This window comes from Frankia sp. CoBUL1 (assembly GCF_978021245.1).
On record NZ_CDXDOS010000059.1, the window covers coordinates 1 to 16,752 of the forward strand.

General features: G+C 72.1%; 13 protein-coding genes. 11 read left to right on the forward strand and 2 right to left on the reverse strand.

From position 1 onward, the window contains the following. Nucleotides 1-100 precede the first annotated feature (100 nt). The 10 genes from mraZ to murG all read left to right on the forward strand — a co-directional run bounded on the left by mraZ (nt 101) and on the right by murG (nt 12,860). Nucleotides 101-532: a division/cell wall cluster transcriptional repressor MraZ gene (mraZ, locus tag AC08OX_RS07055; RefSeq protein WP_011435848.1), complete on the forward strand. Its 432-nt coding sequence runs from the start codon at nt 101-103 to the stop codon at nt 530-532. 224 nt (nt 533-756) lie between these two features. Beyond that, complete coding sequence (rsmH, locus tag AC08OX_RS07060; protein WP_476607085.1) at nt 757-1,743, forward strand: 16S rRNA (cytosine(1402)-N(4))-methyltransferase RsmH; 987 nt, start codon at nt 757-759, stop codon at nt 1,741-1,743. Between the two features lie 101 nt (nt 1,744-1,844). After that, nucleotides 1,845-2,510, forward strand: coding sequence for a cell division protein FtsL (gene ftsL, locus AC08OX_RS07065; RefSeq protein WP_011435850.1), 666 nt, complete (start codon nt 1,845-1,847; stop codon nt 2,508-2,510). An 86-nt stretch (nt 2,511-2,596) separates the two neighbouring features. Then, nucleotides 2,597-4,519 (forward strand): peptidoglycan D,D-transpeptidase FtsI family protein, encoded by a 1,923-nt coding sequence (locus AC08OX_RS07070; protein WP_476607076.1) that lies wholly within the window; start codon nt 2,597-2,599, stop codon nt 4,517-4,519. 73 nt (nt 4,520-4,592) lie between these two features. Continuing rightward, entirely contained in the window at nt 4,593-6,209 is a 1,617-nt protein-coding gene (locus AC08OX_RS07075; RefSeq protein WP_476607077.1) for a UDP-N-acetylmuramoyl-L-alanyl-D-glutamate--2,6-diaminopimelate ligase, read from the forward strand. After that, nucleotides 6,206-7,609, forward strand: coding sequence for a UDP-N-acetylmuramoyl-tripeptide--D-alanyl-D-alanine ligase (locus tag AC08OX_RS07080; protein WP_476607078.1), 1,404 nt, complete (start codon nt 6,206-6,208; stop codon nt 7,607-7,609). Before AC08OX_RS07075 ends, AC08OX_RS07080 begins: the two co-directional genes overlap by 4 nt. Before the next feature lie 49 nt (nt 7,610-7,658). Further along, nucleotides 7,659-8,726: a phospho-N-acetylmuramoyl-pentapeptide-transferase gene (mraY, locus tag AC08OX_RS07085; protein WP_011435854.1), complete on the forward strand. Its 1,068-nt coding sequence runs from the start codon at nt 7,659-7,661 to the stop codon at nt 8,724-8,726. A 4-nt stretch (nt 8,727-8,730) separates the two neighbouring features. Further along, a complete protein-coding gene (gene murD, locus AC08OX_RS07090) occupies nt 8,731-10,128 on the forward strand; it encodes a UDP-N-acetylmuramoyl-L-alanine--D-glutamate ligase (protein ID WP_476607079.1) in 1,398 nt (465 codons plus the stop codon). 2 nt (nt 10,129-10,130) lie between these two features. Continuing rightward, complete coding sequence (gene ftsW, locus AC08OX_RS07095) at nt 10,131-11,726, forward strand: putative lipid II flippase FtsW (protein WP_476607080.1); 1,596 nt, start codon at nt 10,131-10,133, stop codon at nt 11,724-11,726. A gap of 3 nt (nt 11,727-11,729) precedes the next feature. After that, nucleotides 11,730-12,860, forward strand: a complete 1,131-nt coding sequence (gene murG, locus AC08OX_RS07100) for an undecaprenyldiphospho-muramoylpentapeptide beta-N-acetylglucosaminyltransferase (RefSeq protein ID WP_476607081.1) — start codon at nt 11,730-11,732, stop codon at nt 12,858-12,860. A 58-nt stretch (nt 12,861-12,918) separates the two neighbouring features. On the opposite strand, the gene AC08OX_RS07105 is transcribed toward murG, so the two are convergent. Continuing rightward, nucleotides 12,919-13,368 (reverse strand): nitroreductase family deazaflavin-dependent oxidoreductase, encoded by a 450-nt coding sequence (locus tag AC08OX_RS07105; protein WP_476607082.1) that lies wholly within the window; start codon nt 13,366-13,368, stop codon nt 12,919-12,921. A 331-nt stretch (nt 13,369-13,699) separates the two neighbouring features. Beyond that, on the reverse strand, nt 13,700-15,208 hold the full coding sequence (gene murC / locus AC08OX_RS07110) for a UDP-N-acetylmuramate--L-alanine ligase (RefSeq protein WP_476607083.1): 1,509 nt from the start codon (nt 15,206-15,208) through the stop codon (nt 13,700-13,702). Nucleotides 15,209-15,643: 435 nt separating this feature from the next. Here murC and ftsZ point away from each other — a divergent pair. After that, on the forward strand, nt 15,644-16,752 hold a 1,109-nt coding region (ftsZ, locus tag AC08OX_RS07115), incomplete at its 3' end, for a cell division protein FtsZ (RefSeq protein ID WP_476607084.1).

Genomic DNA, 16,752 nt, shown 5'->3' on the forward strand with positions numbered 1-16,752 from the left:
GTGGGGTAGAGTGGCGCTGCAGTGGGGGACAGCAGCTTACGGGTGGCCGTCGCGGGGTGAGCCTGTCGCTGTCTTCCTCGCAGTGGCGAGGAGGTTGCCGGTGTTTCTCGGCAGCCACGCGCCGCGGCTCGACGACAAAGGGCGGCTGACGCTACCCGCGAAATTCCGCGACGAGTTGGAGGGGGGGCTTGTGATCACCAAGGGGCAGGAACGCTGCCTGTATGTCTTTCCGATGGCGGAGTTCACCCGGATCAGCGAGTCCCTCCGTACCGTTCCGGTTACCGCAAAGGCGTTGCGTGACTACAGCCGGGTGTTCTTCTCCTCGGCCGCGGACGACGTGCCGGACCGGCAGGGGCGGATCACGGTTCCGGCTCCGCTGCGGTCCTACGCGGGCTTGATGCGCGACTGCGTGGTCAATGGGGCCAACACCCGGATTGAGATCTGGGATGCCCAGCGGTGGCAGGCCTACCTGGAAAGCCAGGAGGAGAGCTTCGCCGAGCTGTCCGAGGAGGTCCTGCCCGGAGTGATCTGAGCTGCCTTGGGTTCATGGATCCGGGTGCTCCGCGGGCTCGCCACGCGCACCGTCCCCTCCGGCTGTCCCTTCCCCGGCGGCCGGCATCCGGGACGTACGCGAGGGCGGTCGGCCCCGGTCACCCGACCCGGGCCCGCCGCCCGGTGCCTTCCGCCGACGAAGCCCCCCATGCCCGTCAGCACATCTGAAGACGAGGTCCACGAGCGGTCGAGGGAGGCTCAGCACTGAACGCCACACATACGCCTGTGCTGACCGACCGTGTACTGACTTTGTTGGCTCCCGCCCTGCGGGCATCCGGAGCGATCGTGGTGGACGCGACGGTGGGTCTCGGTGGGCATGCCGCGGCTGTGCTCACGGCCTTCCCGCACGTACGGCTGGTGGGGATCGACCGCGACCCCGACGCCCTGGAGCGCAGCGGTGAGCGGCTGCACGGGCTCGCCCCCGGCCGGGTGGAGCTCGTCCACGCCGTCTACGACGAGGTGGCCGAGATTCTGGACCGGCTCGGTCATCCGGTGGTGCAGGGCATCCTGTTCGACCTCGGCGTGTCGTCGTTGCAGCTGGACACGGACGACCGTGGGTTCGCCTACTCCCGGGACGCGCCGCTGGACATGCGGATGGACCAGACACAGGGCAGGACTGCCGCCGACGTCCTCAACACCTACGATGCCGACGCGCTGACCCGCATCCTGCGGGAATACGGCGAGGAGCGCTTCGCCCGCCGCATCGCCGGTGCGATCGTCCAGGCCAGGGCCGTCGCCCCGTTCGCCACCTCGGCGCGGCTCGCCGACCTGGTACGTGACGCCATCCCGGCGCCGGCCCGGCGGACCGGCGGCAATCCGGCGAAACGTACTTTCCAGGCGTTACGTATCGAGGTCAACGCCGAACTCGACGTGCTCGCCCGGGCGTTGCCCGCGGCCTTCGACGCGCTGGCCGTGTCCGGCCGGCTCGTCGTCCTGTCGTACCACTCGCTTGAGGACCGACTGGTCAAGCGGCAACTGCGCGGCTACGCGGAGGCCTCGGTCCCGCCGGACCTGCCGGTGGTGCCCGAGGGCGCGGGCCCCAGGTTGCGCTGGTTGACCCGAGGTGCGGAACCGGCGAGCGAGACCGAGAAGGCCGAGAACCCGCGGGCGGCCTCCGTCCGCCTGCGTGCCGTCGAACGTACCGCGCCGAACCCGGACCACACCCGGAAACCGACCGGAGGTGCATCGTGACCGCTCCCGCGCAGCCGCTCTCCCGCGCCGGGCGTTCCGGTTCCGCCTCCGCCCGGACCGCCTCCGCCCGGACCGGCTCCGGGCAAGGGGGCCCTGGGCGGATGACAAGCGCCCCGACCCCCTCGACGGGGCGGCCCGCGGCCCGCTCGGCCGCCGCGACCGCTCCGGCCATCGGCCCGCAGCCGCGCCGGGCGTCGAGCCGGGCGCGGCTCGCGGTGGTCCGGCCGGCGCCGGACGGGGGCCGCAAGGGTCCCTTCGTCGTGTTGCTGCTGGTCCTGCTGGGCGCTGGTCTGCTCTGCCTGCTGCTGCTGAACCTGGCGTTGATGGAGAACTCGTTCCAGGCCAACACTCTGCGCAATCGGGCGTCCGCCCTGGCCGACGAGGAACAGGCGCTGTCGGTGCATGCCGACCAGCTCTCCGATCCGGCGTCGCTGGCCGCGCAGGCCTCCCGCTACGGCATGATCCCCGGCGGGATACCGGAATACCTTCCGCCGGGCGCTCCGCTGCCCGTTGGTTCCCGGACCCTGGCCCGGGAACCGGGCAGCGGGTCCGTCATCATCGTCGTGCCCGCATCGCCCGGCCCGAGCCCGGCCGGCGGTCCCGGGAAGACCGGCGGTCCCGGGAAGAACGGTCAGCCAGCGGCCGGCGCGACGGCGGGTGGTGCCGGCGGAACCGCTCACGCCCACCTTCCCGCCACCGGGGCGAACGCTGCCGCGGCCGGTGGTGCCGCGATCGGGGCGGCGGGAAAGGCCGGAGCCGGGCAGTGAGCTCGACGTCCCCGGGCTCCCCTCAGCGCGGCCGCGGACGGCTACGCCTTGTTCCTCCACCGCCACCTTCAGTGTATGGCGGTCGGTTGCGGAGGGATGTCGACGACCCGGGTCGGGCGGTCGGCGACGGGCCCGGTGCGGACGAGTACGGCGACGAGGAGCACGACGGCCGGTATCCGGGCGGCCGGTATGTGGGCCGGCCGGGCTCGGTGCCCTGGCGTCCCGGTCGGGTCAGCCGGCCGCGGCACCCCCCGGCTCGTCGCGCCTACCGGCTGGGCAGCCCGCGTCGGCGGCTGCGGGTGTCCATCGTGCTCATGTGCGCGGTCCTCAGTGTCCTCGGGCTGCGCCTGACCCAGCTGCAGGGTTTCTCCGCCTCCACCTACGCGGCCCAGGCCGAGGCCCAGCGGCTGCGGACCATCGTGCTGCCCGCGGCGCGTGGCGCCATCACCGACCGGGCGGGCCACACGCTCGCGCAGTATGTCGAGCTGCGGGCCGTCTACGCGAACCCGACGAACGTCAGGGACATCGCGGGGACGGCCGCGAAGCTCGCGCCGGTCCTCGACGACAGCACCGAGGCGTTGCGCAGACGGCTTACCACCGACCCGGCCGAGCACATCAAGTTCGTCTACCTCGCCCGCGGGCTCACTCCGGACGTGGCGGAGAAGGTCAGCGCCCTGGGGCTGCGCGGTATCGGCATCACCGAGGAACGCGGACGCACCTACCCGTCCCGGGAACTGGCCGCGAACGTCATCGGGTTCATGCGGCACGGCGATGGTGACATCCTCGAGGGCGGCGGCGGGCTGGAGCTGGCGTATGACGAGGTGCTGCGCGGTACCGACGGCCTTCGCCGACTGGAGGCGAACCCGGCGGGCATCGAGATCCCCTCGGGCCAGAGCCGCGAGAAGGACCCGATCCCGGGTTCTTCGCTGCGCCTGACCCTCGAACGGGACATCCAGTGGAACGCCCAGAACGCGATCGCCGACGCGGTCCGTACCTCCGAGGCCGACGGCGGCACGGCCGTCGTGATGGACCCCCGCACCGGGGACATCCTCGCGATGGCCGACGCGCCGCAGTTCGACCCGAACAACATCACCGCCCGGGACACCCCGGCGCTGGGCAATCGGTCCACGCGGGACGCCTACGAGCCCGGCAGCGTCAACAAAGTGATCACGATGGCCGCGGCGCTGGACCGCGGTCTGATCACCTCCGAGACCCCGATGACCATCCCGCCGTTCATCACCCGGGGTGGGGTACGCATCGAGGACTCCGAGCCGCACGGCGTCGAACATCTCACCGCCGCCGGCGTCCTGGCCCGCTCCAGCAACATCGGCACCGTGGAGATCTCCGAGCGGGTCGGGCGGACCGGGCTGGAGCAGGCGCTGCGCTCGTTCGGGCTCGGTGCCCGCACGGGTCTGAACTTCCCCGGCGAGGGCGCCGGCCTGCTGCCGGCAGCCCGGGACTGGTCGGGCAGCCAGGCCGCCACCATTTCCTACGGGCAGGGCATGTCGGCGACGGCGCTCCAGATGGCCTCGGTGTACGCGACTATCGCGAACGGCGGTGTTCGCGTGACCCCGCGGCTTGTCGACGCCATCACCGGTCCGGACGGCGTCGTCAAGGTGACTCCCCAACCGCCTGGTCAGCGCGTCGTCAGCGCGCAGACCGCGGCCACGCTCACCCGGATGCTCGAGGCGGTGGCGACGAACGAGGGCACAGCGCCGCTTGCCGAGGTTCCCGGTTACCGGGTGGCCGGCAAGACGGGCACCGCCAAACGGCCCGACCCGGTGCACGGCGGTTACCAGGGCTACGTTCCCTCGTTCATCGGGTTCGCCCCGGCGGATGATCCGCGGGTGGTGGTGGAGATCGTCCTGGACAACCCGAAGAAGGGTTACTTCGGCGGTCAGGTCGCCGCGCCCGTGTTCCAACGTGTCATGTCCTTCGCGTTGACCACCCTCGGCGTGCCACAGCCGATCACCAGGCCCGCACCGCTCCTGCTCGACCTGGACAGATGATCGCGATCCGCGCCGGGACGTGGTGGGCGGGGAAGGTCGGCTGGACCACCGCCGTGCCCGGGCGCCCGTGGGGATGGCCGTGCCCGCCCCCACTAAGGTCGTGACCGTGACCTCTCCGGCACCTCGACCGGCTGCCCCGCCCGCGTGCAGCCTCGCCGATCTGCGCGCGGTGCTCGCGGCCGTGGCGCCCGTCCCGGAGCCGGCGGCGTTCGCGGGTGCGGGACATTCGCCGTCGGACACGCATGCGGACACGGACGTGATCGTGCATGGCGTCACCCACGACTCGCATGCGGTCCGGCCGGGCGACCTCCACGCGGCACTGCCCGGTGCCCACACGCACGGTGCGGCCTTCGCGGCCGCCGCGGTGGCCGGCGGCGCCGTCGCCGTGCTCACCGACGCCGAGGGCGCCCGCCGGATCGCGGCCATGCCGCCCGGCCCCCCCGGGGAAGTCCCGGTGCTTGTCAGCGACGATCCACGGCGTGACCTCGCCCCGGTGGCGGCGAGGATCTACGGTGATCCCTCTGCGGCGCTGCGCCTGCTCGGCGTCACCGGCACCAACGGGAAGACGACCACGGCCTTCCTGCTCGACGCCGGGCTGCGCGCCGCCGGCCACACCACGGGCCTGATCGGCACGATCGAGACCCGGATCGCCGACGAACGGCTGGCCTCCGCCCGCACCACCCCGGAGGCGAGCGACCTGCAGGCCCTGCTCGCCACGATGGTCGAGCGTGGCGTGGGGGCTGCCACGATGGAGGTGTCCAGCCACGCGCTGGCCCTGCACCGGGCCGACGCCCTGCACTTCGCCGGGGCCGTGTTCACCAACCTCAGCCAGGACCATCTGGACTTCCACTCCTCCATGGAGGACTACTTCGCGGCGAAGGCGTCCCTGTTCGACCCGGCCCGGACCGCCGTCGCGGTGATCGGCGTGGCGGACCGGTGGGGCCGCCGGCTCGCCGAACGGCATCCCGGCGCGATCACGTTCGCCGTCGAGGGGCCGGCCGACTGGACGGCCCGGGACGTTTCCTACGGGCCGACCGGCACACTGCTGCGCGCCGAGGGTCCGGACGGGCTGCGGGTGGATCTGTCCGTGCCGCTGCCCGGCGCCTTTAACGTCGCCAACGCGCTCGGCGCGCTGGCGTTGCTCGTCGCCATCGGGGTCCCCCCGGCCACGGCGGTGGCGGGGATCGGCTCCCTGCCCGGGGTGCCCGGCCGGATGGAGCGGGTCGACGCCGGCCAGCCGTTCCTGGCCCTGGTCGACTTCGCGCACACCCCGGACGCGGTCACGACGCTGCTCGAGACGGTTCGCCCGCTGGTGAAGGGCAGGGTCATCGTCGTGCTCGGCTGCGGTGGCGACCGCGACCGCGGCAAGCGCCCGCTGATGGGGGCCACCGCGGCGACACTCGCCGACGTCGCGATCCTCACGAACGACAATCCGCGCTCGGAGGATCCGGCGGAGATCCTCGCCCAGATGCTCGCCGGGGTCACGGCGCTGTCGGCCTCGGCCACGGTCTTGGTCGAACCGGACCGCGCCGCGGCCATCGCGGCCGCCGTGGCCGAGGCCGGACCTCAGGACGCCGTCGTTGTCGCCGGCAAGGGTCATGAGTCGGGCCAGGAACAGGCGGGGGTGGTGACCCCCTTCGACGATCGGGTCGTCCTGCGCGCCGCGCTCTCCTCGGTGGAGGGGAGATGATCCCGCTGACCCTGGCCGAGGTCGCGTCGGCGACCGGCGGCCGGCTCGACGCGGTGCCCGACCCGGGCGTCACGGTGCGTTCGGTCGTCGTCGACTCCCGCGAGGTCCGCGACGGCGCCTTGTTCGTCGCCCTGGCCGGCAGCCGAGTCGACGGGCACGACTTCGCCGCCGCCGCCGTCGCCGCCGGCGCGTCCGCTGTGCTCGCCGCCCGCTCGGTGGGCGAGCCGGCCGTCATCGTTCCCGATCCGCCTTCGGCGCTCGCCGCGCTCGCCGCATACGTCCGTGATCTGGCCGCCGCCACCGTGGTCGCCGTGACCGGGTCGGCGGGCAAGACGACGACCAAGGACCTGCTCGCCGACGTGCTGGGCGGGCTCGCCCCGACGGTGGCCGCGCCCGGCTCCTTCAACAACGAGATCGGACTGCCGCTGACGCTGCTGCGTACCGAGCCGGACACGGCGTTCGTCGTCCTGGAGATGGGTGCCCGCGGTCCGGGGCACATCGCCACCCTCTGCGCGGTAGCCCGCCCGGCGGTGGGGGTGGTCCTCAACGTCGGCAGTGCCCACCTGGGCGAGTACGCCGACGGCAGGCTGGGGATCGCCGCGGCCAAGGGCGAGCTTGCCGAGGCCGCGAGCGAGGCCGTCGTGCTCAACGCCGATGACCCGCTGGTCGCGGCGATGGCGGTTCGGACGACGGCCGAAGTGATCACTTTCGGGGAGGGTGGACGGGCCGACGTGCGGGCCGGTGCCGTCGATGTCGACCGGCTGGGCCGCGCCTCGTTCGACCTGCTGGCGCACGGCGAGCACCATCGGGTGACCCTCGGGCTCGTCGGCGCGCACCAGGTGCCGAACGCGTTGGCCGCGGCGGCCGTCGCGATCCGGCTGGGGCTGTCCCCGGACCGGGTCGCCGCGGCGCTGTCCGTCGCCCGCCCGCGCAGCCGGTGGCGGATGGAGGTGACCTCCACCGCGGCCGGGGTGGTGGTCGTCAACGACGCCTACAACGCGAACCCGGAGTCGATGCGGGCGGCGCTGAAGGCGTTGGTGGACATGCGGGGGAAGGGCCGGGCGTTCGCGGTGCTCGGTCCGATGGGGGAACTCGGTGACGCCGCCGCCGCCGAGCACGACGTGCTCGGCCGGTTCGCGGTCCGCCTCGGGGTCGATCGACTGATCGCGGTGGGTCCGGCGGCCCGCCATATCCACCTGGGCGCCTCGCTGGAAGGCTCCTGGGACGGGGAGTCGGTGGAGGTGGCCGACACCGAGGAGGCGGTGGCCCTGGTGGCCGCGCAGGCCGGACCGGACGACGTGGTATTGGTCAAGGCCAGCCGGTCCTTCGGGCTGGAGCGCGTCGCCGAGGCGTTGGTGACCAGATTCGGCGTCCTCGGCGCCGGGATCGAGGGGACATGACGGCGGACGGCTGGCTGCACACACGCGGACCCGCGCGGGTGACGCACGCGTGAGAGGCGTTCTTATCGCGGCCATGGTCGCGTTGGTCGTGTCGTTGCTGGGCACACCCTGGGTGATCCGGCTCTTCCGCCGGCAGGGATATGGCCAGGAGATCCGCGAGGACGGGCCGTCCAGCCACCTGACCAAGCGGGGCACCCCCACGATGGGGGGCACTGTCATCATTGTCGCTGCCCTGGCCGGGTACTTCCTGGCCCACCTGGTGACCGGCATCGGGTTCACCGCGTCGGGTCTGCTTGTGCTGATGGTGATGACCGGGCTTGGCCTGGTCGGCTTTCTGGACGACTACATCAAGATCCGCAAGCAGCGCAGCCTCGGGCTCACCGCCCGGATGAAGTTCACCGGGCAGGCCGCGGTCGCGATCGTCTTCGGCCTGCTGGCCGTCCGGTTCAAGAACGACGCCGGGCTGCTCCCCGGCTCGACGTACATCTCGATCGTGCGGGACACGAGCCTCTCCGTCGGCATCATCGCCTTTCCCCTGCTGGCCTGGATCATCATCGCCGCGACCTCTAACGCGGTGAACCTCACCGACGGCCTCGACGGCCTCGCGGCCGGCACCTCGGCAATGGTGTTCGGCGCGTACGTCATCATCTCCTTCTGGCAGTTCGGCAACCTGTGCGAGCCGCACGCGGCCGAGGCGGGCTGTTACCTCGTGCGTGATCCCCTCGACGTCGCGCTGGTCGCGGCGGCTGCGATGGGGGCCTGTTTCGGGTTCCTGTGGTGGAACGCCAGCCCGGCGAAGATCTTCATGGGGGACACCGGGTCGCTCGCGCTGGGCGGTGCCTTCGCCAGTATCGCGATTGTCAGCCGGACCGAGCTGCTTCTCGTCGTCCTCGGCGGCCTGTTCGTCATCGAGACCCTGTCCGTGATGATCCAGGTCGCCTTCTTCAAGGCGACGAAGAAACGCGTGTTCAACATGGCGCCGATCCATCACCATTTCGAGCTCGCCGAATGGCCCGAGACGACGGTGATCATCCGATTCTGGATCGTCTCGGGACTCGCGGTGGCCTTCGGCCTGGGCCTGTTCTACGCGGAGTTCCTCTCCCACGGAGGTGGCTGACGCCATGACGGGCGACGGTCAGGGCCCGGGCGACCTCACGGCCTCGATCTCCTGGGCGGGTCTGCCCGTGCTGGTCGTCGGGATCGGGGTCTCCGGGCTCGCCGCGGCCCGGGCGCTGCTTGCCCGCGGTGCGCGGGTCCGGGTCGTCGACGCCGGCGACTCCCCACGTCACCAGGGTGCGGCCGCGACGCTGCGGGCGCTCGGGGCCGAGGTGAACCTCGGCGGCCTGCCGGCCGGCCCCGGGGACAGCGCGCTCGTGGTCACCTCGCCCGGCGTCCCGCCGACGGCCCCGCTGATCACCGGGGCGGCCGGCGCCGGGATCCCGGTCTGGGGGGAGGTGGAGCTTGCCTGGCGGTGGCGGGGTGGGAGCCGGTGGCTCGCCGTCACGGGAACGAACGGCAAGACGACGACCACCGAGATGCTCGGCGCGATGCTCGCCGCCGGGGGCCGGCGATCCACCACCGCCGGGAACATCGGGACCCCGATTGTGGACGCGGTCGCAGCCGAGCCGCCCTACGAGACCCTCGCGGTGGAACTGTCCAGCTTCCAGCTCCATTACACCCACACCATGGCCCCCCTCGCCGCGGCCGTGCTCAACGTCGCCCCCGACCATCTCGACTGGCACGGGGGCGCGGCGGCCTATGCGGCAGCGAAGGCGGGGATCTGGCGTAGTCCAGGGACGATCGCGATCGGCAACGCCGACGACGCAACCAGCGCGGACCTGCTCGCCGCCGCTCCGGGGCGGCGGGTCCTGTTCGGTCTCGACCCGGCGGCCCGGCCGCGGCCCGGCCTGACCGTCGTCGACGGCCATCTCGTCGACGACGCCTTCGACGGCGGGCGGCTGGTCGCCGTCCGTGACCTCGTGCTGACCAGTCCGCACATGATCTCCAATGCGCTGGCCGCCGCCGCGCTTGCCCGCGCCGAGGGCGTTGGCCCGGCCGCGATCGGCGCGGCGCTCGTCGCTTTCCGGCCCGGCGCCCACCGCAACGCCGAGGTGGCCGTCATCGACGGGGTCCGCTGGGTGGATGACAGCAAGGCGACGAACCCACACGCCGCCGCCGCGTCGCTGGCCGGCTACCCCTCGGTGGTGTGGATCGCGGGCGGCCTCAACAAGGGCCTCGCCTTCGACGATCTCGTCCGCGACGCGCGCCGGGTGCTGCGCGCCGCGGTCCTCATCGGGTGCTGCGCCGATGAGATCGCCGCCGCTCTCGCCCGACACGCCCCCGATGTCCCCGTGGAACGGGCTGACGGCATGGACGATGCGGTGAAGGCTGCGGCGGCGTTCGCGACCACCGGTGACACTGTGCTCTTGGCGCCGGCCGCGGCCTCGATGGACATGTTCCGGGACTACGCGGCGCGCGGAGATCTGTTCGCGGCGGCGGTCCGCGCACGAGAGGGGTAACCGTGGCGGGGTCGGGAGCGTCGTCGCCGCCGTCCACCGGGACGTCGGCGCGGCCCGCGCGGGCGGCGCGAGGGCCCAAAGCCGTGCGAACAGGCTCCGCGGCCGAGCCCGACTCCGCCGGCGTCGGGGGAACCGGCGCGGCGGACGGGGCCGAAGCACGGCTGCCGCTGCTCGACCGGCCGTTGGCGTCCTACTACCTGCTGCTGTCCTCGGCCGCTCTGCTGCTGGTGCTCGGCCTGGTCATGGTCCTGTCGGCGTCGAGCGTGCGCTCCTACGCCGACTTCGGCTCCTCCTACACGCTGTTCATCCGGCAGGTGATCTGGGTCGCGATCGGTCTGCCGGTGGTCGCCGTCGCCTCCCGGCTGCCCGTGCGGGTCTTCCGCGCCTTTGCCTACCCGTTGTTGCTCGGGACCGTGCTGATGCTGATGGCGGTGCTCATCCCGGGTATCGGCAGCGTGCGTGGTGGCGCCCGCCAGTGGATCGTCGTCGGGCCGATCACGATCCAGCCCAGCGAGTTGGCGAAGATCGCCCTTGTGCTGTGGTGCTCGGATCTGCTGGTCCGCAAACGGCGGCTGCTGTCCGACCCCAAACACCTGCTCGTCCCGCTGGTCCCGGTGTTCCTGTTCATCGACCTGCTGCTGCTGCTGGAACCGGATCTCGGCGGGGCGATCTGCGTGACCGTCGTGCCGTTGACCGTGCTGTGGGTGATCGGTACCCCGATGCGCCTCTACACCGGGATCCTGGGATCGATGGTCGCGGCGGCGTCGGTCCTCGCCGTGGTCGAGCCCTACCGCATCCGGCGCCTGCTGTCGTTCACCGATCCGTTCGCCGACGCGCACGGCGACGGCTTCCAGGCCGTACAGGGCATCTATGCCCTGTCGACCGGCGGCTGGTGGGGGGAGGGCCTCGGCGCATCCCGGGAGAAGTGGCCGCAGTTACTGCCCGCGGTGCACACCGACTTCATCCTCGCGATCATCGGCGAGGAACTCGGGCTGGTCGGCAGCCTGGTGGTGGTGGGCCTGTTCGGCGTGCTGGGATACGCGGGCCTGCGGATTGCGCACCGTTGTGACGAGCTGTTCGTCCGGCTCGCCGCCGCGGGGGTCACCGCCTGGATCCTCGTCCAGGCGGTGGTCAACATAGGTGCGGTCGTGGGTCTGCTGCCGATTACCGGCGTCACCCTTCCGCTGGTGTCGTTCGGTGGCTCCGCGTTGCTGCCGACCCTCGCGGCCCTCGGCATGCTGCTCTCCTTTGCCCGGTCCGAGCCGGCCGCGGCCGAATTCTTGTCCCGACGGGCCGAGGAACGCCACGCCGCGCGTCTCGCCGCGTCCGGCCGGCGCCGCCAGCGCTGGCGGCGCCGCCGGGAGCGGCGCGCCGATGTCACCGGGGTGATACCGCGGGAGGAGAGGCGGCCGCCCGGCCGCCGGGGCCACCGACCGGACCTCGGCCTCGTACCGGTCGACGGCGCGCGGTCGGGTCCGGTGGGCCCGGTGCCGGAGTCCGGGTCGGGGCGTTCGTCGGGGCGCATATCATCCCGTGTGCGGGCCCGGGTAACCGGGGCCGGGCTGCCCGGGAGACGGCGTGATGTGTCATCGTCTTGACCGATGTTGCGAAGCGTAGTGCTCGCCGGCGGCGGGACAGCCGGCCACGTGGAACCCGCACTCGCCGTCGCGGACGCGCTGCGGGCGACTGACTCCTGGGTACGGCTGACCCTGCTCGGCACCGCGACCGGTCTGGAGGCGCGCCTGGTGCCCGCCCAGGGCCATGAGTTGGCGACGGTGCCGAAGGTCCCGATGCCGCGCCGCCCCACCCCGGCCGTGTTCAAGCTGCCCGCCCGGTTCTTCGACGCGATCTGTCAGGCGGGGGAGACCCTCGACCTGGTTCGGGCGGACGTGGTCGTGGGGTTCGGTGGATACGTGTCCGCGCCCGCGTACCTCGCCGCCCGGCGCCGCGGCATCCCGATCGTGGTGCACGAGGCGAACCCGCTGCCGGGACTGGCCAACCGGCTCGGCGCCAGGCTCACCCCGTTCGTCGCCACGTCCTACCCGAGCACGCCCCTGCGCGGCGCGACGCTCACCGGGATCCCGCTGCGGGGAGAGATCCTCACCCTCGACCGTTCCCCGGCCGCGATGCGGGCCGCCCGGGCGCGCTACGGGCTCGACCCGCACCGGCCGACCCTGCTCGTCTTCGGCGGTTCGCAGGGCGCCCGCTCGCTCAACCAGGTGATGGCGGCGGCGGCGCATCCCCTTGCCGCCGCCGGGATCCAGGTGCTGCACGCGACCGGACCGAAGAACTTCGACGAGGTCGCCGCGGCGCTGCCCCTCGACCTGCCCACGCCATACGAGCTGCGGCCGTACCTCGATCACATCCCCTCGGCCTATGCCGCGGCCGACATGACCCTGTGCCGGTCGGGCGCGATGACGTGCGCGGAACTCGCCGCGGTGGGGCTCCCGGCGGTGTACGTCCCCCTGCCGCACGGCAACGGTGAGCAGCGCCGCAACGCGCTGCCGACGGTGGAGGCCGGCGGTGGTCTCCTCGTCGACGACGCCGAGCTCAGCGTGTCCTGGCTGCTCGAGAACGCGCTGCCGGTGCTCATCTCCGCCGAACGGCTGGCGAAGATGTCGGCCGCCTGCGCCGGCAGCGGCCATCCCCAGGCCGCCGCCGCGATCGTCGCCATGATCCGGGACGCCGCCGCCACCCGGCGGCGATCCCGCCCGCGGCACGCGGCTCTCTGAGCGCTCCGCCGTCCCCGGTCGTTGGACAGCCAGGGGGGTGTCCAACACTGGCCGGTTATCACAGCGTGACCAGCACGACCACCGGGATCTCCCGTTCCACCTGCTCCTGGTGGCCGCGGATCCCCGGCATCGTCTCGACCAGTGCCTCGTAGAGGCGCTGCCGCTCGTCTCCGGTGGCGGTCGACGCCTCGGCCTCGAACCGGTCGGTGCCGAGCTCCACCACGACCTTCGGCTCGGCCGTCAGGTTCTGGTACCAGTCCGGATGCCGCGGGGCGGCTATGTTGGACGCGAAGACGACGATGCGGCCGGGACCGCCGTCCATGACGTACCCCAGCGGGGTGGTGTGCTCCTTCCCGCTGCGCCGCCCGGTCGTCGTCACGAGCACCAGCCTGGAACCGGGCAGCGTCTTCTCCAACGCGCCGCCAGTCGCCCGGTACTCGGCGATCACGGTCTGATTGACCGCCCTGACGTCGAAGCCAGGTCTGCGCGGGTCCTGCGTGTCGGCCATCGTCTCGATCCTCACCTGATCGCCGCCGGCCATGCCGGCGGGGCGTGTTGCGGCAGTCAACCATCGACGCCGGGCAACAGCCGGCAGGATCATCGCCCGGGACGTCGCGTCGGCGTTACGGGTCCGCGGCGCGGCGCCGCTTTCACGCCGGGGAGGAGACGCCGCCTCACGGGCATCGGATGGCACTTCTTTGTACGAGAGAATTGAAGCCCTTCTTGTTTTCGACGGTACCCCACCGCGGTACCCCACCGCCGTTCGGACGGCCGTGGGGGAGTACCCGTCGCGGCGTTGGCCGGCCAGGCGGGTGGGAATCCCCGCCGGAGGGAGGGGGTCAACCGGCCGCCGCGAAGCCCAGGGCGGCCAGCAGCCGGGGACTGACCGTGGTGATCGTTCCCGCTCCGAGCGTGAGCAGCAGGATCCCCCGCGACGCCTCGTCGCTCAGGGCTGCGCGGACGTCCGTGGCGAGTCGTTCGACGAGCTCGGGCCAGGACACGTAGTACGTCGCCGCCGGCTCGCTCACCCGCTTGACTAGGTCGACGGCATGCAGACCGAGGTCGTCGGTCTCGCGGGCGGCATAGATGTCGGTGACGTACACCCGGTCGGCGTCGCTGAACGCGGCCGCGAAGTCGTCCAGTAGCGCGGCGAACCGACTGAACGTATGTGGCTGGAGTACCGTCCAGATCTGCCGTCCCCGAGCCCGCGAACGGGCTGCGGCGAGCGTCAGACGGACCTCCGTCGGATGATGCGCGTAGTCGTCGATCACCTCCAGGCTGCCCGGACCTCCGGCGGGTCCGACGCCGGTGCTGTCGGCGGGGCCGTTCCAGAAGCCCACGAACTCGAACCGTCGGGCCGCGCCGGTGAAGGTCGTCAGGGTGGTGAGGGTCTGGGTGGGAGCGACTCCCAGCTCGGTGGCGGTGGCGAGGACCGCGAGCGCGTTCAGCACCGAGTGCCGGCCGGGTACCGTCAGGGTCAGCGCACCGATCTCCTGACCGGCCCGCAGGACGGTCGCCCTGGTCATGTCGTCCCCCGCGGTGGTGACGACGTCGACGGCGCGCCAGTGGCGTTCGGCACCGAAGCCGTAGTCGATCACCGCGACATCATTCACCGCGACGTCATTGCCGGGCTGCTGGCGACCCAGCTCGGTGAGGACGGCGACCACCCCGGGATGATCCCCGCAGACGACCAGTCGTCCACCCGGTCGGACCCGTCCGGCGAACGCGGCGAAGGCCGTCCGGACCGATGCCTCGTCAGGGAAGACGTCGGGGTGCTCCCACTCGACGTTGGTGATGACGGCGATGCTCGGGTCGAGGCCCGCGAAGGCGCCGCCGTACTCGTCGGACTCCAGGACGAAGACGTCGCCGGAGCCGGCCAGCGCGTTTCCTCCCAGCTGTGACACCTCCGCGCCGATGACCGCCGTGGGATCCAGCCCGGCGGCACGCAGGACCAGGGTGAGCATAGCCGAGGTGGTCGACTTGCCGTGCGAACCGGCGACGGCGACCAGCCGGTAGCCGGCGGTGAGCTCCGGTAGCCATTCCGAACGGCGGCGCACGGGCAGACCGAGCGCGCGGGCGGCGACGATCTCCGGATGGTCGTCGGGCAGCGCGCTGGACGCGACCACGACATCCGCACCGGCGAGCTCGGCGGCGAAGGCGGCCGGACCGGGCGTGGCCCCGATCCGGATCGGTACCCCCCGTGCGCGTAGGGTCGCCACCCGGGGCGAGTCTTCGGAGTCACTGCCGCTCACCGTCCCGCCGCCCGCGAGATGGATCTGGGCCAGCGGAGACAGGCCGCTGCCTCCGATGCCGAGGAAATGGACGTGCTGGGTGCGCTGACCGGTCACGGGAGGCAGTACACCATCATCGGCCCCGGTGGTGGTGAGGTCTCTTGATCCGTGGCACGGCCAGGCGTCGGGATCCGTACATTGATCGGGGTCCGTACATTGAGACGAAGCCCTCGTCGGCTGCGCCGGGAAGGTCGCCGGAGGCGAGTCACGGTTACCACAGACTCCTTCCGGGGCGGGGGTCCCCGCATGGTGGCGAAGCCACCATGCGGGGAAAGTCGTGACGCGCCGACAGCGTCCTTGACCACCGCCGAAGCCGTGCCTACTGTCCGATCCACAGTCGGAAGTTGACATAACTGTAACCGTCTAGCTGACGGTGAAGGTTGAGGCTTCGACTGCTTTCCTCGCTCGCCGCGCGGCTCCGCCTTCCCGCGGCGGCGCAGGGGCGGGGTAACCCCCGTCCGACCACCGACGCCGCTGGAGGACCGACACCGCATGGCTGCCCCACAGAACTATCTCGCGGTCATCAAGGTCGTCGGGATCGGTGGTGGTGGCGTCAACGCCGTCAACCGGATGATCGAAGTCGGTCTCAAGGGCGTCGAGTTCATCGCCATCAACACCGATGCCCAGGCCCTGCTCATGAGCGACGCCGACGTGAAACTCGATGTCGGCCGTGAGCTCACCCGAGGCCTCGGCGCCGGAGCCGACCCCGAGGTCGGCCGCCAGGCTGCCGAGGATCACCGGGAGGAGATCGAGGAGGTCCTCAAGGGGGCCGACATGGTCTTCGTCACCGCGGGTGAGGGTGGTGGCACGGGTACCGGCGGTGCGCCGGTCGTCGCGAACGTCGCCCGCTCCCTCGGAGCACTCACCATCGGTGTGGTCACCCGGCCGTTCACCTTCGAGGGTCGGCGCCGGGCCACCCAGGCCGACACCGGTATCGACACTTTGCGTAATGAGGTCGACACCCTCATCGTCATCCCGAACGACCGTCTGCTGGCGATGACGGACCGGGACATCAGCGTTCTCGACGCCTTCCGCAGCGCCGACCAGGTGCTGCTCTCCGGTGTCCAGGGCATCACCGACCTGATCACCACGCCCGGCCTGATCAACCTGGACTTCGCCGACGTCAAGACGGTCATGTCCCATGCCGGCAGTGCCCTGATGGGCATCGGACGGGCCCGCGGCGACGACCGGGCCACCGTCGCCGCCGAACAGGCCATCGCGTCCCCCCTGCTCGAGGCGAGTATGGACGGGGCTCAGGGGGTGCTGCTCAACATCTCGGGTGGGTCGGACCTCGGCCTGTTCGAGATCAACGCGGCCGCCGAACTGGTCGCCGACGCGGCCCACCCGGAAGCGAACATCATCTTCGGTGCGGTCATCGACGACGCACTCGGGGACGAGGTGCGGGTGACGGTCATCGCCGCCGGCTTCGACACCGTCCAGGACCGGCGGACCCGCACCCTCAACGCGGCGGGGCAGCGGCGCCCGCCGGGGCCGGCAGGCGGGTCGGCTGCCGGGCCGCCGACGGTGGCCGCTCCGGCCACCTCGCCCGCGACAACGATCCTGCCGCCGCTGCCGGCGATCTCCACAGTCCCGTCTCGGAC

Excerpts from the sequence above, each read along its gene's own strand:
- ftsL (WP_011435850.1), top strand. The coding sequence starts at position 1,845 with ATGACAAGCGCCCCGACCCCCTCGACGGGGCGGCCCGCGGCCCGCTCG.
- AC08OX_RS07075 (WP_476607077.1), top strand. The coding sequence starts at position 4,593 with ATGGCCGTGCCCGCCCCCACTAAGGTCGTGACCGTGACCTCTCCGGCA.
- murD (WP_476607079.1), top strand. The coding sequence starts at position 8,731 with ATGACGGGCGACGGTCAGGGCCCGGGCGACCTCACGGCCTCGATCTCC.
- AC08OX_RS07105 (WP_476607082.1), bottom strand. The coding sequence starts at position 13,368 with ATGGCCGACACGCAGGACCCGCGCAGACCTGGCTTCGACGTCAGGGCG.
- AC08OX_RS07080 (WP_476607078.1), top strand. The coding sequence starts at position 6,206 with ATGATCCCGCTGACCCTGGCCGAGGTCGCGTCGGCGACCGGCGGCCGG.
- murG (WP_476607081.1), top strand. The coding sequence starts at position 11,730 with ATGTTGCGAAGCGTAGTGCTCGCCGGCGGCGGGACAGCCGGCCACGTG.